This window comes from Streptomyces sp. NPDC053750 (assembly GCF_044544295.1).
In the GTDB taxonomy this organism is placed as follows: Bacteria; Actinomycetota; Actinomycetes; order Streptomycetales; family Streptomycetaceae; genus Streptomyces.
Map to the genome: position 1 here is coordinate 1 of NZ_JBITXB010000024.1, position 24449 is coordinate 24449.

Below are 24449 nucleotides of genomic sequence, written 5' to 3' on the forward strand. Positions count from 1 at the left end.
GGCGACGGAGTTCACCAGGCCATGCTCGGCATCGCCCGACTGCACAACCTGGCCCTCACTGGATAACTCACACCCCATACGGGACAACCTCTAGTCGAACCACGACCCCGTACACCCTTGCCCCTGCGAGGACGGGGGTGTACGCGTTTCAACGAGATGACTGCGCACGCTATTGACGTGAACCTGCCCCACTGATTACCTGCTTGTGTAATCGTTTTAACTATGCCGTCACATAACTGGTGCCCAGCGGTACCGAATCCCGCTCGTCGTGCCGGCCACCGGACGGATCGTCCACCTCCGACGCACAGCGAAACAGGCCGGTAAGGAGGCCCTTTCGTGCAACGACAACCCCGACGACGTCTTCGTCGTCTCACCACAGCGGCGGCCGTGGCAGCGGCGCTGGTTCTCTGTGTCATCTCGCCGGGCTCGCCGCATCCCTCCCCGGCAGGCACGATGTCCGCGGCCGGACAGGCAGCGGCAGTACAGGCCAGGCCCATGGAAAACCTCGGCCGTGGTGTGGTGGCCGTGCGCTCAAGCGCTACCGAAGTCCTGGTCAGCTGGCGTCTGCTGGGACTCGACCCCGACGGCATCGGCTTCAACGTCTACCGGTCCTCCGCCGGCAGTAACTACCACCGCATCAACGACGAAGTCATCACCGACCGTACGAACTTCGTCGACACCGGGGCTGACCTGACCAAGCGGAACGCCTACCGTGTCCGTCCAGTGATCGACGGCAAAGAAGGTGCAGCCAGCGGGTCGTTCTTGCTGACCGCCGCTCACGCCCAAGAACCGGCCGTGCGGCTCCCGCTCCGTGCCGGAGGACCCGTGAAGTTCGTCTGGGTCGGTGACCTCGACGGTGACGGCGAGTACGACTACGTACTGGACCGGCAGACCTCGCCCCAGTCCATAGAGGCGTACAAGGGCGACGGCACATTCCTCTGGTCCGTTGACATGGGCCCGAACAGCCGGAACCAGGGCAACATCGAGGGCGGATCTTCCACCATCGACGTCGGCAACTGGGACGGCGTCACGGTCTACGACTTCGACAGCGACGGCAGAGCCGAGATAGCCCTGCGCATCGCCGACGGAGTCACCTTCGGCGACGGGCAGACGTTCACCTACAGCGACGACACGCACCAGTTCATCGCCATCCTCGACGGCCGGACCGGTGCGTCCCGTGCCACCGCCCCGGTCCCCGATGACTACCTCTCCGACGGCCCGCTCTACGCCCGCTTCGGGGTGGGTTACCTCGACGGCAGCACACCCAGTCTGGTCTCCTTCATGAAGAACCGGCAGGACGGCGGAGACTTCAACGCCGTGATCGCCGCGTGGCAGTTCGACGGCACCGACCTCACCCGGCAGTGGAAGTGGCTGCGGGGTGACCAGAACATGGCGGACGGCCACAACACGCGCGCCATCGACGTCGACGGCAACGGCACCGACGAGATCGCCGAGATCGGCTTCGCCCTCAACGGTGACGGCACCCTGCGCTACTCGCTGGCCGACGAGGGCATCCAGCACGGCGACCGCTTCGACATCGCCAAGATGGACCCTGACCGCCCCGGCCTACAGGGCTACGGCGTCCAGCAGGACAACCCGAGCGGACTGCGTGAGTACTACTACGACGCCCGCAACGGAACGATGCAGTGGCAGCACATCGAGGACGGAGTGGCGGACGTCGGGCGCGGCATGGCCGCCGACGTCGACGCCCGCCACGCCGGCATGGAGGTCTGGTCCTTCTCAGGGCTCTACAACGCGCCGACCAACAGACTGACCGAACCCGACTCCTCCCTCGCCCCCTGGCCCCAGCTGGGCCTGTGGTGGGACGGCGACACCACCCGGGAACTGCTCAACAACGGCAAGTTCGAGAAGTGGGACCCTGAGAACCCGGCCGCCAGCAACAGCCTGCCGCGCCTGCTCACCACCTCCGAGTTCGGTGCGGTCGACGCCAGTCAGAGCGTTCAGCCCACTTTCGTCGGCGACGTCCTCGGCGACTGGCGGGAGGAGGCCGTCTACACGAACGCCGCCTACGACGAGCTGATCATCTTCACGACCGACCGGCCCTCGGACACCAGGCTGTACACCCTCGCGCACAACCCCGCCTACCGGAACGCCATGACGTTCAAGGGCTACATGCAGTCCCACCACGTCGACTACTTCCTTGGCGCGGGCATGACCGCCCCGCCCCGCCCGAACATCCGGTATGCGGGTAGCTGAAACGATCGACCGCTGAGCGGTGAAGCCGTCGCTGAAGCTGAGCTACAACCGCTGCGAGGTGCCCTGAGCGGAGGCGCCGGAGGCGCAGTGGGCGGCGGAATGGGAAGTGCCGGGTAAGGCCGCGCGTTCGGCGTGGGGCGAGACCCGGCCGTCGGCCACGAGCATGACCGGTAGCTTCACCACAGGCAGTCGCCACCCTCGCCGCGGTTCAGCCGGCACCGTGCCTCCCGGCCCCCACCGCCAACACGGCGGTGGGGGCCGCCTTCTCCTGCGGCACGGACCGATCTCAGCCGGCCGCGGGCAGGCGACGGAACGGGTCCGCTGCGGGAGCTCCGATGCTCTCGCGCTCCACCAGGCGGGTACCGAGCAGGAGATGCCGGGCGGTACCGGGCTTCTCGGTTTCCAGTGCCAGCCGCACCGCGGCCCGGCCCAGTTCCTCATGCTGGACGTGAACAGTGGTGAGACCGATGTCGGCGGCCGGAGGAAGGTCATCGAACCCGGCGAGAGACACGTCGTCCGGAACACGCAGACCGCGCTCGGTCAGTGCCTGCCGGGCGCCTGCGGCGATCTGGTCGTTGGCCGCCATCACGGCCGAGAAGTCACGCGGACCGTGGTCGAGCCGCTCGGACATCATGCGATGTCCCTCGTGCCGCTCCATCGTCCCGTCGGACTCCAGCCCCGCGTCCCGGGTCACGCCATGCGCGTCGAGGGCCGCGTGAAAACCGGCGATGCGGCTCTCCGGCGTCGAGTAGCCCGCTCGCCGCCCCAGGAACAGGATGCGCCGGTGGCCGGCCGCGATGAGGCGGCTGGTCATGGCAAAGGCGCCGCCCTGGTTGTCGTACTCCACCACGATGGCCGGCACCTCGGGGCCCAGTGAGGGTCTGCCGCACAGGACCAGATGGCACCCCGCCACCGTCAGGGCGCGGGCGTAGGAGGCCATGCGTTCCCGGTACGCGTCGTCCGCGACGACGTTGCCCACGAGAATCAAAGCCTCGGCCTGGCGTTCCCGCATGAGCCGGACGATGGCGAGCTCCTGCTCGGGGTCGCCGCCCGTGGTGCCGACCAGGCAGATCCGCCCCGCGCGCGCGGCCTCCTCCTGCACACCTTGGGCGACATGCGCGTAGTGCGGAGAGGCGACACTGTTGACCACGATGGCGACGTTCCTGGACTGGCCGCCGGCCAGACCGCGGGCGTGCGGATTGGCCACGTAGTCGAGTTCGCGCACGGCACGCATCACCTTGGTGCGCGTCGCCGGGGCGCTCGGGTAACTGCCCGAGAGGATGCGCGAGACCGTGGCGACCGACACGCCAGCGTGCTGGGCCACATCACGGATCGTCGCCGGGCGATCCCGCCCGTCTTTCGGAGCGGGGCGGCGGACCATCCAGCCTCCTGGCATCACGGTTGCCGATGAAAACGCTTCGGACCGGATTATGCCACGGGGACGCCAACCGCCGTGATCGGGATGTCATCGGAGTGTAAGCGCTTCAAGCCGAACCGCTGCCGACGGAGGGGAGGTCGCAGCCGGATCCCGAGTACAATGGCGGCCCCTGGCGACCTGGCGGACGCGAATGCGTGTAGGGACTATGGCCTCTGGCCACGCACTGCCAGGGGCACACCGTCCAAGCCGTCGCCCGCGTGTACAACCTTGCCCTCGCCGCACGACCGAACACACACAGGCACCGCTTCAGCCTGCGTGATCACGGCCTTCCGCAACAGTCCTTGGGCGGTGAATCACGGTGGAGCGGTGGATCTCCGACGGCCTTGCCCGTCATGCGGTCGGCGGTGGCGGCGTGCATGCTGCTTCCCGGCGCCCCTGATCGCGAGCTTCCTCCAGCATCCGGTCAACGCGAGCCACTTTTCGGCGTCGGCCCGCGAAGAGAGCGAACAGGATGAGAACCACGGCAACCAGAATCGCGAGATGCGGCCAAGGAACCGTCCAGACATGAATCGTTGTCCGAGCGTCCGCCGCAATGCCGGGGCTGGTTCCCGTGGCTGTGAGAGTAAGGTTCACGGGGACGAGAAACACCGGCCATGCGGACGTCACCACCGTGGCGGCCCTGGTCTCGCCAGGAAGCAAACCGCCACGTTCATTCTTCTCGTCGCTGCCTATTCGATCAGCGTAGCTCAGCTGCATGTTGCCGCTGTTCGCGGCACGGTAGCTGACATTGATCTGGGCCGGGGCGAAGGGATTCCATGAGATCGACGACTTCGTCTCGATGTTCTGGATCTCGAGATCGGGCCTGATATCACCGGTCACGGTTGTCATCACCCTGAACCCGACGCGGCTCACGACCCCGATCTTGGATCCCTTGTCGTCTGTTCCGCTGCTCAAGATCGATGCGGCTACGCCAGCGGCATGATCGCCCGGTGTCGCATTGTCGGGCACGGTCACCGTGAAGGGAACGATCTCCGCCCCATGCGCTTTGACGATCACGGACGCAGGCAGGTCGATCCACGTGCCGGCGTCCGTCGATCCCATCTGGGTCGGCAGCATGTTGAACCGGCCCGTATCAGTGAAGTAGCCATCGGCGGCGGTGAGCTGGAACTCAGCGTCGATGTCTCCGAAGTTTCGGATGAGCGCGTAGTTCGTGATGGACGTGCCCGGGTCCAGTTTCTGTTCTATCCAGGCGCGCCCATCAGGGCCATTCTCATCCGCCGGACGAATCGACCATGTGACGCTGGTCGATTCGTTCGCGTCAGTGGCGGCCCACCCCGAAGGAGCAACAACAAGGCTGGCCAAAGCGGTTGCAACCGCGAGCAGGCGAGCGAACAGGTTGCTGCGCCGCGACATGGTCATCTCCTTCGGTTCATTCGAAGAGTGAGAGTGTGATGGTGGAGGTGTAGGTGCCGTCAGCGACGGTCGCCGGGGTACGAAGGGATAGGTCCGCGGTAGCGGTCCATTGCCCTTCGGCCGCGATTGCACCGGAGTCGGCTGCCATGGCGAAGAGCTCTTCGTCGACGAGGCCGACGTTGTCAGGTGCCTGGTCGTCGTCGACTGCGGAGTAGACCGGGTCACCGGCGGAGATGCTTCCGGGATCAGCGTCGATCAGACGTGGCGTCCAGCCGAGGTAGTTCGCATTGATCGGCGCCTGGCCCTCGTCGCCAGTGAAGTTCGTGGCCGTGCCGAGCACGTACCAGTACGCGCCGGCGGGAATCTCGTCTGCCGACCGGGTGTCGGTGACCGTGACCGTGGGCATGGTGCCGGTGAACTGTCGGACGAGGTCGGTCGAGCCGTTTTCGGTCAGCGTTGTACTGTCACCGTCGACGGTGAGCGCAAGAACCCCTGGGCTGTCGATGGCGGGGATCTCGACAGTGACGTCCACGTCGTCCTTGTCGTGGTCTTCTTCGGCTGTCGCAACTGCTGCACCGAAGATGGTGGAGAGCACGACTGCACCCAGCGTTGCCGCGCCGATGCGGGTGCCTCTACTGGTCGCCTTCATTTCTTTCTCTTTCCGGGTGGGCCGCGTCAGTACGACGCGAACGTGTGTGAGGGGAGGGCCGCGCCATGCGGCCCTCCCATGGGCTGTTTCAGCAGGTGTGCCCCGAGTAGGTCTGTGTCACGGTGCCGGTCGGCGGCGCACCGTCGACATCGGACGTGACTGTTGCGTCGACCGCCCCGGAGGCCAGGTCACGCACCCGAGTCGTGAAGCTTTGGAAGACAGACTTTCCGGGCGGGACGTTCGCGAACGTCTTCGGGCCGTACGGCGTGGTCAGCTCGATCGTGACCGGGGCCTCATTCGTGTTGACCGCGGAAACCGCAAGCATTGCCTTCTGAGCGACGCAACGAGCCTCAACCGACACCACCGACGAAAGCTGGTCGGTGCCGGCGCTGATCACGCGAGCCAACTGGCCCTTTCCGACGTGGAACGACCCGTCAGACGCGACCTCGAGTGTCCCCTCAGGGATCCACACGCCGTCCTCGTCAAACGAGCCCACCTCGGCAACAGGGTTGTCGGTATCCACGGTGAATTCCACATCGCCGAAGGTGTCGCTGATCACGTAAGTGCTCAGAGTGTCCTCGTCGTACAACGCGAAGCCGACGTCCTTGGTCGTTGTGCTGAAGGTGACGTCGCCGCCGGGCAGCGATACCGTTTCAGTTGCCTGTGTCGGCTGGTCACTTGCGGTCTTAGAAGCGTTGAACGCGGCCATCGTGCCCACCTCGGCCTTGGCGACTAGCTCCGGCATCTGCTCCATGCTGACCAAGAAGTTCCGCAGTCGCTGTGTGCTTACGGGCATCGCGGGGATTGTGCCGAGCTCCCAGTCGTAGTAGTGCTGGAAGTTCTCGACATTGCTGTCGTCACCGTACAGCGAGAAGCCAGAGCGGATGCCGGTCTCCTCCGTGCCGGTCGTCGCCCACGCGTCGTTCAGCATCCAGAAGTCGACGAACCCGCCGGCCGCGAGTACAGACGCGAGCACCGGGCTCTTCTCGTTGCTGTTACCGCCGGTCTCCGGGATGTACGCGATCGGCGATCCGGTCTCGTGGACCATGTTGATGTAGCCGACTTGGTTCATCGGGTTATGGTCGTAACTGTCCACACCGATGAAGTCGACGTTCTCTGACAGGAAGGTCGCGTAGCGCGCCCGGCGGTCATCGTTGGCAAAGTTGCCGCGCTGGAAGTTCATGCGCGTCGCCACAACGTAGTTCGACGTCTTGATCGCGGCGCCAAGTTCATCGACCAGCTGGCGCCAGACCGTGGTCTCAATGCCGCCGGTCGAGAAGTACGGGTAAGCGTCCGGCTCGTTGTAGAGCTGGAACAGGATCGTCTGGTGTGTGGTGTCTACCTCGGCGAGGTGGTCGAACATCGCATGCACCGCGGCCTGCTCCTGATCGAACAGGTATCGCGCATCATCGTAGTACGGCTCACCGGGGATCGGCAGCTTCGGCGGGTGGCGTTGGTCGCCGCTCACACGCACAGGGCTGCCGTCGGCGTTCTCCTGCCAGTACTTCGGATCCTCGAGATAGGTGGGAACTGTGCTGATGTAGCCGTTGTGCTCGCCGTCGATGACCGCACCGCCGACTCCGTTGCTGCCGAACCAGACGAAGTCCAGCTTGAGGTCGTACTTCTTGCCCCATTCGACATACTTGTCGATGATGTGCCAGTCGTACTCGCCCTCGCGCTCGGGCTGGATCGTGTTCCAGCCCAGTTCGATCTGCGCGGTCCTGAAGCCGGCCGCGGCCGTCTTCTCGAACGCGTTCTCGAGCCATGCTTCATCGAGAATCTGGTTGCTGCGATCGGTGGGGATGTTGGCGGGGTCGAGGCCGTTGCCGTAAAGCTGCCATTCGCCGAAGTTCTGCACGCCGGAGATCGGGAAAGGCTTGCCGTCGACCTCGAGATAGCCCTTCGTGCCGTTGTGCGCGACGCTCGAGACCACAACTGGCTTCTCGTCGGCGGGCTTGGCCACGGCGTTCGTTGTGGGGTACGCGGTGAGTATGAGCGCAGTAGCGGTAGCGGCGACTCCCGCAGCGTGAACGCGTCGCCTCTTTGCCGTTCGGAACACTTCGTCGTTTCCTTTCGTTCGGCCCGGCGGATCGGGCGGAGTGCGTGACTCAGGCCTCCTGTGTCACTCGTTCGAAGATCGGCAGCGTGCGCAGGCCGCATGTCACGGCCACCTCTACGGGCCCTGTGACGATGCGGTCGTCCGTACCGCGCCAGCTTCCGGCCGGAAGCTGGACGCGGCGCTCGGTCGCCCCGCGTTGAAGCACGGGCGCGACGACCACGTCGGCGCCGAGGAAGAACTGGTCGGTCACATCGATCAGTTCCGGCGCGTGGTACGCCATGGGGCGCACCACAGGCTCACCTGTGCGGGCCGCCTGGTCGACGAGGTCGAGTATCAGTGGCGTGTGCTCGGCACGGATGCGCATCGACTCGCGGACAGCGTCGAGGTGTTCGGCGTCCAGCACGCGCGAGGGCACCACGGAGAACTGCGCCATCGGGGCAAGCGCCGCCAGCTGCGCATAACGTACGAAGAACTCCTGATCGATACCGGACAGCTCGCTCATTGCATCGATCTCGCCACCGCCGATCATGTCAGGGCACGTGAACGCGTATCCGGCCATGCCCTGCGCGAGCATCTCGGGGATGAGCGAGCCGATACCGGTCTCATCCCATGCCGGGGGCTTGTCCTGCAGGCGCTGTCCGAGAGCCTGCCCGCCCATGTTCCAGCTGGCACGGAACTCGTTGAACGGGTAGCGAAGGCCGACGCGGCTCCACGCGTGGCACATCTGCACCGGCTCAAGGTCGCCCGCGGTGATGTCGTCGTGATGAAAGTCGCGAACGTCGCCACCGTCGAATTTGAAACCGTCGACGCCGATTTCGTCCATGATTGCGTCGAGTTGGTCAGTGATCCAACGGATCGCCGCATCATTGCTGAGGTCGAGCACGGCGCTCAGTCCGTTCCACCAGCGACGCACGGCGGTGTCGCCCGTCCTGTTGCGCACGAGCAGGCCGCGTTTCTCCAACTCGCGGAAAGAGAACGAGTCGGGGCTCACGAACGGTACTACCCACAGCATCACTGAGAAGCCGAGGTCGTGCAGGCGAGTCACCATCGCCGCCGGGTCAGGAAATCGGGCCTTGTCGAAGCGCCAGGTGCCGTAGTCGGGCCCCCATGAGTCGTCGATGTAGAGCACGCCCGGCGGCATACCAGAAGCGAGGAGCTCCTCGGCGTAGCGCAATACAGAGTCCTGCGTGGGCACGTAGGGCTGGTCGATCCAAGTGTTGTACTGCGGAGCAGCGAACAAGGCCCGCGCAGGTGTCTGGCCGCTTGCAGGGAAGAATTCGCGGGCTGCCGCCAAATATCCATCGCGCAGCGTCGTACCGCCGAGGATGAGACGCAGCCCCCGACCCTCTACTCGCATACGTCCTTTCGTGATGTTGAATCGGAAGGGGTGACACGAGCCGATCGCTCTTCCTGCTGTGGACACGAGCGCAGAGCTGGCTTGATTGGAGGGGGTGCCGAGGCCGTCGGTGAAGCTCGAGGGTCCGTTGAGATCCCGTGCGAATTCCGTCGCGCCGAAGGGCATGCTCACGCCATCGGTCGTGCTCCCGCCCCACCAGCGCTCCCGGGGCAGCAGAGCTATGTCGACGATGTGTTCGGAGATGACATCGCCATCGAGTGTCACGGACCTGTCTGACTGGCGCGTCAGTGCAGGCGGAGGGTTCATCGTCGAGGTTCCTCTGGCGTCGTTCGGCACGGGATCAGGTTGTGCAGCCCGTAAGGTCATCGATACGTATCGTACGGTACGTATCGATGATTGCAAGCAGAGAAGAGAGAAGCATCCTCTCCACGTCCCGATCGACACGGCAGATGTAGACGGCCGTTGCTGAACCCTTCTAATCACGGTGTGGTGCCGACGTACGCGTGCCGGCGGCGGTGGCACGCGTACGCGGTGTCGGTGGAGGCGGCGCCAGTGGACCACCACAGCCGCTGATCGCGGTCTCGTCGGGCCGGCGGAAGGATCAAAGCCCGTAGCAGGCAGAGGAGTGCGTGGCCGCGGAAGGGGGACGAGGCCGGCCTCGCAGGGGTCTCGCGGGTCGCCTGTGCGGTGGGTCCGGGGGCGGCTGCGGTGGCCGGGAATGCGTAGGCGACCAGGCTGAACCCGCTCCAGAAGGGCCAGGAGCTCCAGCGGGGTGACCTGGCCTTTGCCGAGGTGGCAGATCTTTACGCGTCCTGGAGATCGTCCACCACCCGTCACCTGCGGCACACCAGTGACACCAGTCGCGTCAGTGTCACCGGCCCCGGGGCGAAGCAGCGGTGGTAGGACACGGTGCAGGGTGTAACGGTGCCGAGGGACCAGCTGCACCGAGGCCCCCGCCTCGCCGTCGTGTCGGGCGGGAGTGTCGCCGGAATTGACCTGGATCACCGCCCAGGTGCACGGCGACATGACACAGATCCGCGCCGCCGACCGAGGAGTTCCGGCGGGCCGCGGCGGCCGGTCTCATTCTGATACTGCGTTACACCACGTCATGATCAAGGCTGCCGCCCTCGTGCCCCCACCCCCTTCGAGCAGCTGACCAGCAGCAACGAGCTCCGGCAGACCCATCTGCAGCTGCCGTATCGAGCAGGCAGAGAGCGAGCCTGCCCAGACGAATGGGTATCCTGCTCGAATGAAACACCCCTCGCGCGGACGCCGCGGCGCACCGACAAGCCGTGACGTCGCAGCACTCGCAGGAGTGGCGCAGAGCACCGTCTCTGCTGCGATCAACGGTGGCCCGGTTGCCCCCGATACCAAGCGGCGTATCGAAGAGGCAATGCGCATGCTCAAGTATCAGCCCAACGCAGGCGCCCGCACCCTTCGCACCAACCGCACCAACGCGATCGCCATGGTGGTGCACCTGGAACAGCAGGATGACGCGGCCGAAACCGTGCCGTACATCGATTCCGTCGTCGAGATCGCACGCCGAAGCGACTACGACGTCGTGCTGAGTACCCTGCGCGAGGGGGTCGACGGCATCGCGCGGTTGGCTGGACGCGCCATCTGCGATGGCTTCCTGGTCATGGACGTCGAGTCGCACGATGCCCGCGTCGGTAAGCTCGCCGAGCTTGGCGTACCGGCTGTTCTCGTGGGGCGACCAGCGGACCCGCAGGGCTTGGATGTTGTCGACCTCGACACCCGGGAAGCAGGGCGGCTCTTGGTGGATGAGCTCGCCGACACCGGACATCGGCGTGTTGCGATGCTCGCCGAGCCTGAAGAGGCGGAGCGGGAGTACAAATTCATCTCCGACTTCGTCGACGGCGTGCGCACGCGGGCAGCGGAGCGCGAGCTGACACTGGACCTGATCGCCGTCGAGGACCAGAGCTGGCCTGGCGTGCAGGCTGCCGCCGACCGGCTGCTGGGCCGCGCCGACGCCAGGCTCGGCCTCATCGCCCGCACACCGCGGGTGACGCAGTGGTTCATGAATCTACTGCAGCTGCGTGGACTCATCCCCGGGCGTGATATTTCGGTCGTGAGTCGCTGCACCGATGAGCTTGCCAAGTCCTTCGCCTTTCCGGTCAGCAACGTCTCACCACAGCCGCGCGAGATGTCGCGCATAGCCATGGAGTTCCTGATCGAACGTCTCGGCGGCAGTGACGTCCCCGCTCGTACCGTCCTCGTCCGCCCGGAGCCGCTGGTGCGTCGAGCATCCACGGCGATCTCTCCGTCCTGACGTCCCGCCGGCGACCGGCCCTCCGGCTGCGCAGGAAACCTCTCAGACTATTGGCGTGTCTGGCGAAGCTGTGTAAGATTTCGATACGTACCGACCGATACGTATCGATCGGCGCTACCGGTCGGTACGTATCGGCCGTTCCTTGTGAGCTCAACGAGGGGTCACCCCATGAGAAACTTCGCCCGCGCCCTGGCAACCAGCGCTGCCCTCACGCTCGCCGTAGCATCCCTTGCCGCCTGCAGTGCGGGTGCCGACAACGGGGGCAGCGACGGTCAGACCACCATCAGCTACTTCTCCTGGAACAACGAGGCGTCGATGAAGGAGATCATCGACACCTTCGAGGCCGAAAACCCAGACATCAGCATCGACTTCTCCGCCCCCACCGGCACCGCGAACGACTACGCGCAGACGCTCATGACCCGTATCTCGGGAAATCAGACGCCCGATGTGTTCCACATGTCGATCGAGACGCGAAACGAGATCATCGAGGCCGGTCTGGCTCGCGACGTCACCGATGCCGGCTTCATGGAGGGTATCGACCCGACCGCGAGCGAGATGTATACGAAGGACGGCAAGGTCTACGGCATGGCGCCGACCGCTTGGGCGGGTGTCATCGTCTACAACAAGGATCTGCTCAAGCAGGCCGGCTATGAAAGCGTTCCCAAGGATCTCGACGGCTTCATCCAGCTCGGCAAGGATCTGCTTGACGAAGGCATCACGCCGTACATGGAAGACACGAGCGTGACATCGGGTTCCTTCAACCCCATGCTCGGCGGCTACTACGCCGCCTCCGGCAAGACCGACCAGACCATCTTCGAGGGGAAGGCGACTTTCGCATCGGACTGGACGCCGCTCATCGAGCAGTGGCAGCGACTGGTCACCGAAGGTGTGCTGCCCACGTCGACGGTGGGCGTCGGCGCAGACCAGATCAAGCAGTCGTTCATGACCGGCGACCTCGCGATGTTCCGCTCGGGCCCCTGGGATTTCGCTGACCTCGGCACGTCCGGCGTCGACTACGGCACGGCTCCGTTCCCGGCATTCGAAGGCGGAGAGCCCTTCGTCGGCGGTGGCCCGGACTCGCCCTACGTCCTCAGTTCGAAGATCGGCGGTGACAAGCTCGCCGCTGCCGAGAAATTCCTCGCGTTCCTGAACAGTGACGAAGGTCTGACGCTGGCGGAGAAGAGTCTCAACCAGATCTCGACCTCCGCCAAGCACGACAGCAACGTCGCCTCGCAACTGGAGGACGTCTACCGGGACTACGTCAAGAACGGCAAGTACTACTGGATCAACTGGCCCGCCAGCGGCAACGTGATGGGCTCCGAGATCGCTGCGCAGTTCCAGCTGCTCATACAGGGCCAGGCCACGCCGGCTGATGTCGCCAAGGCGCTGGACGCGAAGTGGAGTGAACAGTAGCTCACTGACCAAGGCGGGGCCTGGCTCCAGGTCCCCGCCATTTCGAAAGCGGACAAGACATGAGCCTCACACGAGTGCCGGAGAAAGCACCGATACAAGCGTCGGCACGCCCGGCCGAGCGCCGCCGCGGTATGACGGAGAACCGTTTCAGCTCGACCATGTTCCTGCTGCCGATTGTCGCGATCTTCATCACACTCTTCCTCATCCCCCTGCTGCAGAGCGTGTACTTTTCCTTCACCGACTACAACACTCTCTCCGGAGAGTCGAACTTCATAGGGCTGGACAATTACGTCACGGTTTTTACCGACGCCTCACTGCTCTCCGGCTTGGGATTCACTCTTCTCTACGCGATCTTGACTACCGTGGTCACGACAGCACTCGCGATTCCCCTGGCGGTGGTGCTGAACAAGAGATTCTTCGGCCGCACGATCGCTCGTTCGCTCTTCTTCTTCGTGGGAGTCCCCTCACTCGCGGTGCTGGGCCTCATCTGGCAGTACGTGTTCTCGCCGATCGGATCGGGCGCGCTCAACGCGGTGCTCGGTTCGTTCGGCGTGGAGCCGATCCCGTGGCTGGCTGACGCGACACTGGCCCGTTTCTGCGTGATCTTCGTGGCAGTGTGGGCACAGGTGGGCTGGCACGCCACGCTGTACCTCGCCTATCTGCAGACCATCTCGGTGGACCTGTACGAGCAGGCATCGCTCGACGGCGCCGGCAACCGCTCGCAGTTCTGGCACATCACGTTGCCGGAACTCGTGCCCGCGATCGTCGTCTCGACGTTCCTGCTGCTCACGAACGGCCTGAAGGTCTTCGATCTGCCCTATGCCATGACCCACGGTGGCCCGGGGTTCTCCACCAACACCATCACTCAGTCGATCATCGTGCGAGGTCTCTCGCAGTCCGACTACGGTCTTGGATCGGCGCTCGCGGTGCTGTTCACACTCGGCTGTGTGCTTGTCGTCATGTTGCAGATGGCTGTCGCGAACACCGCGACCAGGAGGTTCTCGTGAGTATCGCCCGGCGCGAACGCGGGCGGTTCGCCACCCGCTCGGTGGTCATGATCGTTCTCACGGTCTTCATGGCGACCCCGCTGTACTACGTAGTCGTGAGCACCTTCAAGACGCCGGCCGAGATGGCGCATTCGCCGCTGGGCCTGCCGTCATCGTGGACCTTCGACAACTACACCGCGGTGTTCCAGCAGAACAACATCGGTCACTTCTTCGTCAATACCATCATTGTCACGCTCGTCTCAGTGTTCTTCCAGGTGCTCATCGGGTCGCTCGCCGCGTACGGCATGATCCTCCGCAAGAGCTGGTTCACCGCTGGGGTGGGCGCTGCGCTACTGGTCGCTTTCGCGATCCCGACGCAGGCGACGCTCATCCCGATCTACCGCATGGAAGCGCAGGCGGGTCTCGTGAACTCGCTCACGGGTCTCATCCTGATCTACCTGGGCAGCGCGATCTTCTGCTACTTCCTGATCGTCGGATACATGCGCAAGCTCCCACTCGAGATCCTCGAGGCGGCGCGCATCGACGGCGCTGGCCCGCTGCGGGTCTACTGGTCGGTCGTCCTGCCGCTGATCAAGCCGATCCTCACCACGGTGATCGTCTTCCAGACCCTCAGCACATGGAACGACTTCCTCTGGCCAAACGTGCTGCTGTCGTCGTCCGAGAATCGCACGATCGTGCTCGCCGTGTTCAACGCCGTCGGGCAGTTCAGTACCAACTGGCCGATGTTCATGTCCATCACGGTCATCGCGCTGATCCCCGTGTTCGTCTTCTTCCTGTTCTGCCAGCGGTGGATCGTCGCGGGCCTGGTGGCGGGCGCCGTGAAGGGATAGCCGCGAACCATGCCTCACATGTCAGCGTCACAGCTCATCACCGCAACACCCGACATGACCGATCCCGCGTTCGACGGCATCGGTGCGGTCAACGGGGGCGGTGCGACCTCCGTGCTCCTGAAGGACTATGCCGAGCCGCAGCGATCTCAGATCCTCGACCTTGTGTTCGCCCCCAAGTTCGGGGCATCCGTCAGCACGATGCTCGTAGAGGTGCCAGGAGACGGGAATTCCACCCAGGGCTCCATGCCGAGCCATATGCACGCGCGTGACGATCTCGACGCGTTCCGCGGCTACACCTGGTGGGTGCTGCGCGAGGCGAAAGCTCGCAATCCGCAGCTGACACTCGACGCCGCCGCATGGAGTGCACCGGGTTGGCTGGGCGATGGGGAGTTCTGGTCGCAGGACACTGCCGATTACTACGTGCAGTGGGCGCGACTGCTGCGCGATGTGCACGGGCTCAAGCTCGACGCGCTCGGATGTCGCAATGAGAAGGGCGTCAGTTTCGAGTTCGCGGCACATCTGCGTCTCGCGCTCGACGCGGCGGGCTTCCGGCACGTGCGAGTGCACGCGTTCGACAACTGGCCTGCGGACAAGTTCGACTTCGTCGCGGAACTCGACGCGCATCCGGCCGCGCTTGAGGCCATCGACATCATCGGCGCGCACGTCATGCATGGAGATGCCGAAGCGCCGGCTCCGCAGTGGGTGCAGCAGTGGGCAGCCGAGGCGGGCAAGCCCATCTGGAACTCGGAGGACCACGTCTACCGCGACGGCTTCGACTGCCTCATCGGCATTGTGCGATGCTTCAACCGCAACTTCATCGTGAGCGGAGCGACCAAGGTGGTGCTCTGGTACGACATCGCCGGCGTATACCCGATTGAGCCATATCCCACCCAGCCCGCGATGATCATCGCCCGCGAGCCATGGAGCGGGCATTACGAGATCCGTGAGGCGTTGTGGGCGTACGCCCATTACGGCCAGTTCACCGAGGCGGGTTGGACGTACGTGCGCTCGGCTTGCGGGGAGCTCGCCGACGGCGGCAGCGTCGTCGTGCTCCGCAGCCCCGAGGGGGCCGACATCAGTGCCATCCTCGAGACCGAGGGAGCTTCACGTGCGCAGCGCCTCGTCCTACGGCTCGCCGGCATCGCCGACGGCACCCGTATGTGCGTTTGGAGCAGTGACGAGGACGAGCAGTTCGTGCGCCGTGCTGACCTCGTGATCAAGGACGGCGCGATCGAGTTGGACGCTGAGCCGAACACGGTCTACTCCATCTCGTCGACCTCGGGACAGCGCAAGGGAACGTTCGATGCTGTGCCGCCGTCGGCGCCCTTCCCGTTCCCGTACTACGACGACTACTCCGCAGACAGCGCTCCGCAAGGCCGCCTGCCTCACTTCACTGCTGACATCGCTGGTGCTTTCGAGCTGACCGGCTCTGGGACGCTCCGCCAAAGTGTTCCGATTCCGACTCTGTCGTGGGCGCCCGACTGGCATCCCTACACCATCATCGGCGACGCAGGCTGGGCCGATTACGAGGTGCGCACACGCCTGAAGGTGAGCGGCAACGACGCCGCCGCGGTGATGGGACGCGTGCACCACGTCGGAACCGGTTATGGCTTCGAGCCGAAGGGGTATCTCTTCGAAGTCGCTGCCGACGGTGCTTTTCGTCTGGTTTCGGTCAATGGCAAGCTCGACAAGGCAGCGCTGATCGGCGATGCGGAGCAGCAGGCGATCATCCGTGCCGCGGCCGAAACTGAGCCGGGTGGCGAGAGGGTCCTGGCGACAGGTTTCGTCGACGTCGTGCCCGGCGCCTGGAGCGAGGTGTCGCTGCGCATGGTGGGGAACCTCGTCGAAGGAATCGTCGAGGGCACTGTGGTGGCGCGCGCGCGGGACGATGCACATTCGGCCGGTATGGCCGGTCTCCTGGCAGTCGCCCGGTCCGATGCGTTGAGCCGGCCGGAGTTCGATTGGCTGTCGATCACGGAGCCCGGCGGCAGAACCGCGACGCGCTATAAAAGTGCCGCTCAGCGCCTCTATCCCGAGACGGGCGGGCGGTGACAGCGCTGCTACGGACGATAAGTTCAGTGTGATGAGCCCTTGTCCCCCGATACGTATCGAGCTAGGCTGAACGGCACGGATTTGAAACGATTCATAGCGTGTATGGATGAGGGCGCAATGCAGTGACCGCCATGCAATGAATCCCCTCACACTCTGAAGGGCATTGATGTCTCACCTGATAAGGCGCCCTCGAAGGGGATGCCGCTTCCATCGACTGGCCGCAATGCTGGTGGCTGCAGCCACAGTTGTCGCCGGGGTCATCAGCGTTCCGGCGAACGCCTCAGCTTCGACGTCTGAGGTCCGTGTCGCGAGCCTCAAGACGAACGGCCGGACAGAACCTCTCGGCATTCCTGGAGGCGATCCCGTCTTCGGATGGGCGTCGACGTCCGATCGCCGCGGTGTGACTCAGACCGCATACAAGATCCAGGTCGGTTCGGCTGCCGGCCGGGCCGATGTCTGGGACTCGGGCAAGGTCGCGTCGCGGGACCAGGTCGACATCGCATACGAAGGTCCAGGTCTGGCCTCGGGCACTCGCTACTTCTGGAGAGTGAAGGTCTGGGACGACCGGGGTGCCGGAAGCGACTGGAGCGAGCCGACATGGTTCGAGACCGGTCTTCTGTCTGCTTCGGACTGGGGCACGGCTCAGTGGATCGGCAAAGCCGCCCCTCAGTTCGCGAAGTGGGACGACTACGTCGTCAAGACCCGGTTCAAGGTCAACGCGGTCGCCCTGGGCCTCATGCTGCGGTCGGACGCGAACTTCACAAACGGATATCTCTGGCAGGTGGCCCGATCCACGACGAACCCCACATACGCGATTCTCAAGCCGCACGTCAAGGCAGGTTCGTCCTACGCCGCGACAACTGTCGAGCTCCAGCCATTCGGCATCACATGGGACAGCTTGATCAACGGATACCACGATCTCGAAGTCCGTGTCACCGGAGATCAGTTCGTGACGTCGATCGACGGCACCCAGGTCGACTCGCGCAGCTACAGCAACCATGCACGCGGTCAGGCGGGGTTCCGGGCATCGTACAGCGGCTCGACGCCCGAGAGCTTCTCGCTGACGTCATTCTCCGTGACGAGATCGACGGGCGAAGAGCTCGCGGCATCCGACTTCTCGGCAGAGAACTCGCTGACGGCGGGGACGACGTCCGACGGCACTTACACGCTGGTCGGCGTCACCAAGAGAGAGGTATACAGCGCGTACAAGTACGCTGCCGGCCCGGATGACAATGCACCTCTGATCCGCAAGTCCTTCGACCTCGACCCCACCAAGCAGCTCGCTGACGCGCGCGTTTATGCATCGGCGCAGGGCATCTACGAACTCACGCTCAACGGCGAAGACGCGAGCAACTCGCACCTGGCTCCGGGATTCACCAACTACAACCACCGGATCCAGTCGCAGACGTATGACATCACCGAACTTCTGACACCGGGGCGCAACGTACTCGGCGTCGAACTCGGCAACGGCTGGTTCACGGGCTCCGTCGGAGTCAAGGGGATCAATCAGTTCGGCACGAAGAACGCCTTCGTCGGCCGGATCAAGCTGACCTACACCGATGGGAGCGTTCAGTGGATCGACACCGACACCACCTGGAAGGCCACCAATGGCCCCCTGGTCTCGAACGACCTTCAGAACGGCGAGGTCTACGACGCCCAGTACGAGAAGCCGGGCTGGAACACGGTCACCTATGACGACTCCTCTTGGAGGCCAGTCGTCGCCTCCGAATCGGCGACCGCCAAGCTGGTGCCTCAGCCCGATGCACCCGTGCGCACGCTCGGGGAGCTTCCGACGGTCACCGCTTCCGATCCCGTCCCCGGCACGCGCATCTACGATCTCGGTCAGAACATGGTTGGCGTCGCCAAGTTGCGCCTGACCGGCGCGGCCGGTGAGACGGCCAGGATCCGGTACGGAGAGGTGCTGTACACCTCGTACTACGGCGACAAGGAAGGTCATCTCTACACCGACAATCTGCGGAAGGCGCAGGCGACCGACCACTACACCTTTGCGCCGTCCTGCGGTAGCTCGTGCACGATCGAGTACACGCCGAAGTTCACGCAGCACGGTTTCCGGTACGTGGAGGTCAGCGGTCTGGCGCATCTTCCCGCCGCCGAAGACGTGACGGGCGTCGTGTGGGGTTCCGACCTCGAGCGCGTCGGCGATCTGACGACATCCTCGTCCCAGCTGAACCAGCTGACCTCGAACGTCTACTGGGGTGCGCGCGGCAACTTCCTGTCTATCCCGACCGACACTCCGGCGCGCGACGAGCGCATGGGCTGGATGGGCGACATCAGCGTGTTCGCGCCCACTGCGGGCTACCTGTTCGACTCGCGTGCGTTTCTCGGCAAGTGGATGACGGACCTCTCGGGCGAGCAGCGACTCACCGGTACTTCGGCGGGGTCCTTCCCGCCGGTGGCACCGTATCCCGTCGGCATCGGGGTGTCCGGGCAGCGCAGCTTCGGCTGGGAGGACGCGGCTGTCACCGTTCCCTACGCCATGTACCGGGCCACCGGCGACCTCGGCATCGTCCGCGACAACTGGGCGACGATGGAGCGCTTCATCGCCTACGTGATGGGTGAACTCGGCGACGACAACATCGATCCCGATCTTGGGCGCTGCGGATCGGGACCCTGCTCGGACTGGCTGAATCTCAACGACCCGACTTCTCGGAGTCTGCTGTCCACGGCGATCTCTGCTGAGGACCTGCGGATGATGGCTGAGCTCGCGGAGGCGATCGGGGATCCCGATGCGGCAGCCTACGCCGCTCGTCACGAGGCCGTACGAGAGGCGTTCACGGCGAAGTTCGTCGCTGCTGACGGTTCCGTGCAGGGCGGGCCGGAGACGTTCAGGTTCGGCAGTTCACTCGGTCTCGACGGTCCGGCCCGGGACAGCGTGCCCCCGTCCCAGACGGCGTATGCCGTGGCTCTCGGGATGGAACTGATCACCGATCCGCAGCTGCGTCAGAAGGCGGCCGACAAGTTCGTCGCGAAGCTCGCGGAGAACGATAACCACCTGACGACGGGCTTCCTCGGTGTCTCGTGGCTGCTACCGGCGCTGAGCAGCATCGGTCGCGATGACCTCGCCTTCGAGGTGCTCATGCAGAATGACTACCCTGGCTGGCTCTTCGAGATCTCCCAGGGCGCGACCACAGTCTGGGAGCGATGGAATTCGATCGACGAGAACGGCAAGTTCGGCGACGTCTCCATGAACTCCTTCAACCACTTCGCGTACGGCGCGGTGCTGGACTGGGTTCAGCAACACGTCGGCGGGATCCGGATCGACGAGCCTGGCTACCGCACGAGCATCATCGATCCGCACCTGGGTGCGGGCCTGACCGAGGCCAAGAACGAGATCAAGACCGTCTACGGACCGCTTTCGTCCGAGTGGAAGGCTGACGGCGACGACCTCACGCTCGACGTGACCATCCCCGTCAACACGACCTCGCGTGTACGCATCCCCACCCCTGACGGCCACGCGGTCACAGAAGCGGGGACGGCTCTCGCGGAGGGCAACGGAGTGACCGACGTCGACTACGACGCGGACGCCGAAGTGACGACGGTCACCGTTGGCTCGGGCACGTATCACTTCGCTGTCCACGAAAGCCTGCAGGCTCCTGAGCTGTCGGCGGTGGTGTCGGTCGAGGCACGTTGTGTCGATCAGAAGACAATGCTTGCGGTCTCCGCGGTCAACGCGAATGAGGTTCCGGTCACGGTCGAGCTGACCACGCCGTACGGCGCGAAGACGTTCGCGAACGTCGCACCCGGAAAGTCGGTCTTCCACAGCTTCACGACTCGGCTGCGTGATATGCCCTCCGGCGCTGTGGACGCAACGGTCACGTCCGATGCCGACGCCGCGCCGCCGGCCGGCACCGTGACGCAGACGTACTCGGGGCGCATCTGCTGAAACAACCCGTCGGAGGGGCCGCACGGCACGGCCCCTCCCATCACACACGTTCGCGTCATGCTGACGCGGCCTACCCGGGAGGAGCTGTATGAGCGCGACCACTGACGAGCTCTAGCGGTAACGATGGCCTCACTGTCTCTTTAGGCCGTTTGGGTTAGGGACGCAGGCGCGTAGGCTGATCATGGCGGAGCGTCGGGACACGGGTCTTTCCACAGCTGTGATTGCCGCTCTGGTCGCGGAGTTGGGTCCGGTCTGGCAGGCCCCGCAGGGATGCAGAACTGCTCGACCGACCACGCCAGCGAGCCGTGGGAGCGGGTGCGACGTAGAGGCTGGTCTTCAGCGAGCGGCTCCTGGCCATACTCGTCCAGACCACACTCATCGATGCCACCGAGATCCGAGTCCGTCGCCCGGGCGCACAGCGCGGCGGACGCAGCCGGTTCATCTCAGGTAAGAGCAGCGACAACGCCATGGAAGCCCTCCTCGTCACCACTAGCGCGCACGACCACTGTTCTGCGGCGAGGTTTCCGGCCGACTCCGGCGCCAACGTCACTCAGGCTCGTTACTTCAGCCTGGCCGACCTGCTCGCCGACACCACGACCGCAGATCCCTACCCGCGCCGGCTATCAGGGCCTCGGGGCCCAGACCTGCGGCCTGACCGTCACCCCGCCATGCAGACGAGGCGGCAAATACCTCGAACTGGACATCGCCACCGAACGCACTCGCAAAGCGATCCCATGCTCGCCCCCGTCGCTGGCCGTCGGCCTACCGGCGGATGAGATCCCGAGTGTTCTCGGTGCGTCCTCCTGGCGAGTGACCGATAGAGCCAGCCGCGCTGTCCGGGACCGGAGAAGGTCGACCACCTCGACTGACCGAGCTCCACTGCCGCCCGCCCTGTTCACGCGCCGAATCCCGCGGCGGCGGTCCCGTGTCCGCACTCATTCCAGACCCCTGCCCCACACCCCGCCCTGCTCGACAGACGAAGGAGTTCGTGTGATGGAACACCCCCTGGATCGCCGACGCTTCCTGACCGCCGCCGTGCTGACCGCGGGAGCGGCAGCCCTTCCCGGCGGCCTGTTCCCGGGGAAGGCTGAGGCCGCCAGCCCCCCGCAGATCACCCTCCCCGACCGCGGTATCTACGACACGGCTCCCGCTTCGTCCTGGACCGACGGCTTTCTCACGGGCAACGGCGAGTACGGTGCAATCCTCCACGGGGCGGCGGCGCTGGAGAAGGTGGTCTTCAACTATCACCGTCTGGTGATGCCGAACGGCACCCGTGCCATGAAGCCGCCCGTGCTTTCCGACCGTCTGGAGGGCGTGCGTGACAAGGCGCTCGCCGGCGACTACGCCGGAGCCCAGACCGACTTCACCTCCGGGTGGTCGCTGAAGTGGACGCAGACCTACCATCCCGCCTACGAACTGCGCATAGATACCCCTGGCATGACCACGGTCAACGACTACGGCCGGATCACTGACTTCCGTACGGGCGAGGTCAGCTCCAGCTGGACCGACCAGTTCGGCACCTGGACACGCCGGGCCTTCGTCTCCCGTGCTGACAACGTGATCGTCCACGAGCTGACGCCGGCCCCGGGCCGCACGGTGGACACCACGCTGAGTGTCAACACCGAGCTTGAAGGGACGCCCACCAGCGTCAGCTTCACCACTCGCGCCACCATGAGCAATGGCAACGGCTATCTGAACCTGCGCGGCGCCTACCCCTCCGGGAAGGGCGCCTTCGGCTACGAAGGCGTGACCCGGGTCGTCGCCACGGGACCGAACGCCTCCGTCAGCGCCAGCGGCTCCACCATCGTGGTGGCCCAGGCGACCAAGGTGATCCTGCTGACCAAGCTGGACCGCTACGACTCCTCGACCGCATGGAACGCCGAGCCGCTGCACGCCAAGCTGGCCGCACTCAGCACCGACTACTCCGCACTGAGCTCGGCGCACATCGCGATCCACGCAGGGATCTACGACCGCTCCCGACTCGACCTGAACGTCTCCGACGCCGACCGAAAGCTCTCGGTCGGCGAGCTGATAGCCCGACAGAACGCGGACCGGAGCGTCATCAACATGGCGCTGCTGGAGCGGCTCTACGACTCGGGCCGCTATCTCTTCATCAGCTCCAGCGGCGTACTTCCGCCCCGCCTCACCGGCATCTGGACCGGTTCCTGGACCGGTGCCTGGGCCGACGACTTCACCACCGACGCCAACATCAACCTCCAAGTCGCGGGCGGCAACATCCTCGATACCACCGAGGCTATGGAAGGCTACTTCAACCTGGTCCTCGGCCAGCTCTCCGACTGGCGCACCAACGCCACCAACCTCTACGGAGCCCGCGGCTTCCTCGCCCCCTCCCGCACGGACGGCGAATACGGCCACATGCTCCACTTCGCTAACAAATTCCCGGGCCACACGTGGACCGGCGGCGCCGACTGGCTGCTCTACCCGTTGCTCGAGTACTACGAGGTCACCGGTGACAGCAGCTTTTACCGCACCAAGCTGGCCCCCGCCCTGATGGAACTGGCCCTGTTCTACGAGGACTTCCTTACCCGTACGGACTCGAACGGCAAAGCGGTCTTCGTGCCGGCCTTCTCCATGGAGAACAGCCCCGGGAACACCGACTCGATGCTGGCGATCAACGCCACCGGGGACATCATGGCAGCCAAGCACGCCCTGCAAGCCGCCATCGACGCGGCCAACGCTCTCGGCGTGGAACAGGGCGGCGACGAGGGCATCGGCCGCTGGACCGCGCTGCTGCAGAAGATCCCCGACTACCGCATCAATGGCGACGGAGCGCTCGCCGAGTGGTCTTGGCCCGGCCTGACCGACCGCTATGACCACCGACATGTCCAGCACCTCTACGGCGCCTGGCCGCTGCACGAGATCAACGCCGAGGACAAGCCTGCCCTCGTCGGCCCGTCGCTCAGGGCCCTCGAACTGCGCGGCGACCAGAACATCTCCGCCCACGGCAGCCTCCACCGCGCCTTGGCCGGTGCCCGGCTCAAGGACGGCGGCAAGGTCTACAGCAACCTGCAGAAGATCATCGGAAACAACATGGTCTTCAAGTCGCTGATGACCTCCCACAACCCCGACCTCGACATCTACAACGCAGACGCCGCCAACGCCACACCCGGCGTGCTCGCAGAGGCCCTGATTTACACCCGGCCCGGCGTTTTGGAGATCCTGCCCGCGCTGCCCGACCAACTGGCCAAGGGCTCCATCACCGGCGTACGGGCCCGCGGCCGGATCCGCATCCACACCTTCGCCTGGAACCTGTCCGCCCACACCGCCACCCTGTCCGTCACCTCCGCGATCAACCAGACCATCACCCTCATTAGCCGCCGCGGCATGACCTCGGTGAGCACCTCCGCGACAGTGGCCTCCTCACCTCTGGGTACGCATGCGCGCAAGGTCACTCTGGCCGCCGGGCAGCGCACGGACGTCACTGTCTCCCTGCCTGTCGGGTACGTCCGACTGATCAATCGTCGCAGTGGCAAGGTCCTGGGTGTCTCCGCTGCCAGCACGGCCCACGGCGCCAAGATCATCCAGAACACCTGGTCCGGTGCCACCGACCAGCAGTGGCAGCTCCTAGCCAACACTGACGGTTCGTTCCGCCTCGCCGCCCGCCACAGCGGCAAGGTTCTCGATAGCCCTGGCAGGTCCGGCCGGGGGGCCCAGCTCATCCAGTGGGCAGATGCGGGCAGCAACAACCAGTGGTGGAAGCTCGTCGACGCGGGCAGCGGCTACTACCGCCTCGTCAACGTCCACAACGGCTGGTGCGCGGACGTCGAGGCCGGATCGACGTCCGACGGCGCCAACGTCATCCAGTGGCCTCTCGGCACCGGCACGAACCAGGAGTGGCAGATCTTCAACCTATGACGGA

The 24449-nt window shown here is 65.0% G+C and carries 13 protein-coding genes; 8 read left to right on the forward strand and 5 right to left on the reverse strand.

Annotation, left to right across the window (positions count from 1 at the left end; all coding sequences use genetic code 11):
* Positions 1-495 precede the first annotated feature (495 nt).
* Entirely contained in the window at positions 496-2217 is a 1722-nt protein-coding gene (locus ACIGO6_RS37065) for a hypothetical protein (protein WP_399884361.1), read from the forward strand.
* A gap of 286 nt (positions 2218-2503) precedes the next feature.
* Here the strand turns inward: ACIGO6_RS37065 and ACIGO6_RS37070 are convergent, their stop codons facing one another.
* The 5 genes from ACIGO6_RS37070 to ACIGO6_RS37090 form a co-directional block, all read right to left on the reverse strand.
* Positions 2504-3541 (reverse strand): LacI family DNA-binding transcriptional regulator, encoded by a 1038-nt coding sequence (locus ACIGO6_RS37070; protein WP_399884363.1) that lies wholly within the window; start codon positions 3539-3541, stop codon positions 2504-2506.
* Positions 3542-3985: 444 nt separating this feature from the next.
* A complete protein-coding gene (locus ACIGO6_RS37075; RefSeq protein WP_399884365.1) occupies positions 3986-5008 on the reverse strand; it encodes a hypothetical protein in 1023 nt (340 codons plus the stop codon).
* A gap of 16 nt (positions 5009-5024) precedes the next feature.
* Positions 5025-5657 (reverse strand): hypothetical protein, encoded by a 633-nt coding sequence (locus tag ACIGO6_RS37080; protein ID WP_399884367.1) that lies wholly within the window; start codon positions 5655-5657, stop codon positions 5025-5027.
* A gap of 88 nt (positions 5658-5745) precedes the next feature.
* Positions 5746-7620, reverse strand: coding sequence for a DUF4978 domain-containing protein (locus tag ACIGO6_RS37085; protein ID WP_399884369.1), 1875 nt, complete (start codon positions 7618-7620; stop codon positions 5746-5748).
* A gap of 145 nt (positions 7621-7765) precedes the next feature.
* The gene (locus ACIGO6_RS37090; protein ID WP_399884371.1) at positions 7766-9409 is read right to left on the reverse strand and encodes a glycoside hydrolase family 31 protein; all 1644 of its coding nucleotides are present in this window, start codon (positions 9407-9409) and stop codon (positions 7766-7768) included.
* Between the two features lie 913 nt (positions 9410-10322).
* Here ACIGO6_RS37090 and ACIGO6_RS37095 point away from each other — a divergent pair.
* From ACIGO6_RS37095 to ACIGO6_RS37125, 7 genes are all read left to right on the forward strand, one after another.
* Positions 10323-11363 carry a LacI family DNA-binding transcriptional regulator gene (locus ACIGO6_RS37095; protein ID WP_399884373.1) on the forward strand — a complete coding sequence of 347 codons (1041 nt, stop codon included), beginning with the start codon at positions 10323-10325 and terminating at the stop codon, positions 11361-11363.
* A 168-nt stretch (positions 11364-11531) separates the two neighbouring features.
* Complete coding sequence (locus ACIGO6_RS37100; RefSeq protein WP_399884375.1) at positions 11532-12776, forward strand: ABC transporter substrate-binding protein; 1245 nt, start codon at positions 11532-11534, stop codon at positions 12774-12776.
* Positions 12777-12850: 74 nt separating this feature from the next.
* Complete coding sequence (locus ACIGO6_RS37105; protein ID WP_399884377.1) at positions 12851-13783, forward strand: carbohydrate ABC transporter permease; 933 nt, start codon at positions 12851-12853, stop codon at positions 13781-13783.
* The gene (locus ACIGO6_RS37110) at positions 13780-14613 is read left to right on the forward strand and encodes a carbohydrate ABC transporter permease (protein ID WP_399884379.1); all 834 of its coding nucleotides are present in this window, start codon (positions 13780-13782) and stop codon (positions 14611-14613) included. Before ACIGO6_RS37105 ends, ACIGO6_RS37110 begins: the two co-directional genes overlap by 4 nt.
* Positions 14614-14631: 18 nt before the next feature.
* Positions 14632-16665 carry a hypothetical protein gene (locus ACIGO6_RS37115; RefSeq protein ID WP_399884381.1) on the forward strand — a complete coding sequence of 678 codons (2034 nt, stop codon included), beginning with the start codon at positions 14632-14634 and terminating at the stop codon, positions 16663-16665.
* A 223-nt stretch (positions 16666-16888) separates the two neighbouring features.
* Positions 16889-20569 carry a family 78 glycoside hydrolase catalytic domain gene (locus ACIGO6_RS37120; protein WP_399884383.1) on the forward strand — a complete coding sequence of 1227 codons (3681 nt, stop codon included), beginning with the start codon at positions 16889-16891 and terminating at the stop codon, positions 20567-20569.
* 993 nt (positions 20570-21562) lie between these two features.
* Complete coding sequence (locus ACIGO6_RS37125) at positions 21563-24445, forward strand: glycosyl hydrolase family 95 catalytic domain-containing protein (RefSeq protein ID WP_399884385.1); 2883 nt, start codon at positions 21563-21565, stop codon at positions 24443-24445.
* Positions 24446-24449 lie beyond the last annotated feature (4 nt).

Excerpts from the sequence above, each read along its gene's own strand:
- ACIGO6_RS37065 (WP_399884361.1), top strand. The coding sequence starts at position 496 with ATGGAAAACCTCGGCCGTGGTGTGGTGGCCGTGCGCTCAAGCGCTACC.
- ACIGO6_RS37075 (WP_399884365.1), bottom strand. The coding sequence starts at position 5,008 with ATGTCGCGGCGCAGCAACCTGTTCGCTCGCCTGCTCGCGGTTGCAACC.
- ACIGO6_RS37080 (WP_399884367.1), bottom strand. The coding sequence starts at position 5,657 with ATGAAGGCGACCAGTAGAGGCACCCGCATCGGCGCGGCAACGCTGGGT.
- ACIGO6_RS37095 (WP_399884373.1), top strand. The coding sequence starts at position 10,323 with ATGAAACACCCCTCGCGCGGACGCCGCGGCGCACCGACAAGCCGTGAC.
- ACIGO6_RS37100 (WP_399884375.1), top strand. The coding sequence starts at position 11,532 with ATGAGAAACTTCGCCCGCGCCCTGGCAACCAGCGCTGCCCTCACGCTC.
- ACIGO6_RS37115 (WP_399884381.1), top strand. The coding sequence starts at position 14,632 with ATGTCAGCGTCACAGCTCATCACCGCAACACCCGACATGACCGATCCC.
- ACIGO6_RS37120 (WP_399884383.1), top strand. The coding sequence starts at position 16,889 with ATGCTGGTGGCTGCAGCCACAGTTGTCGCCGGGGTCATCAGCGTTCCG.
- ACIGO6_RS37125 (WP_399884385.1), top strand. The coding sequence starts at position 21,563 with ATGGAACACCCCCTGGATCGCCGACGCTTCCTGACCGCCGCCGTGCTG.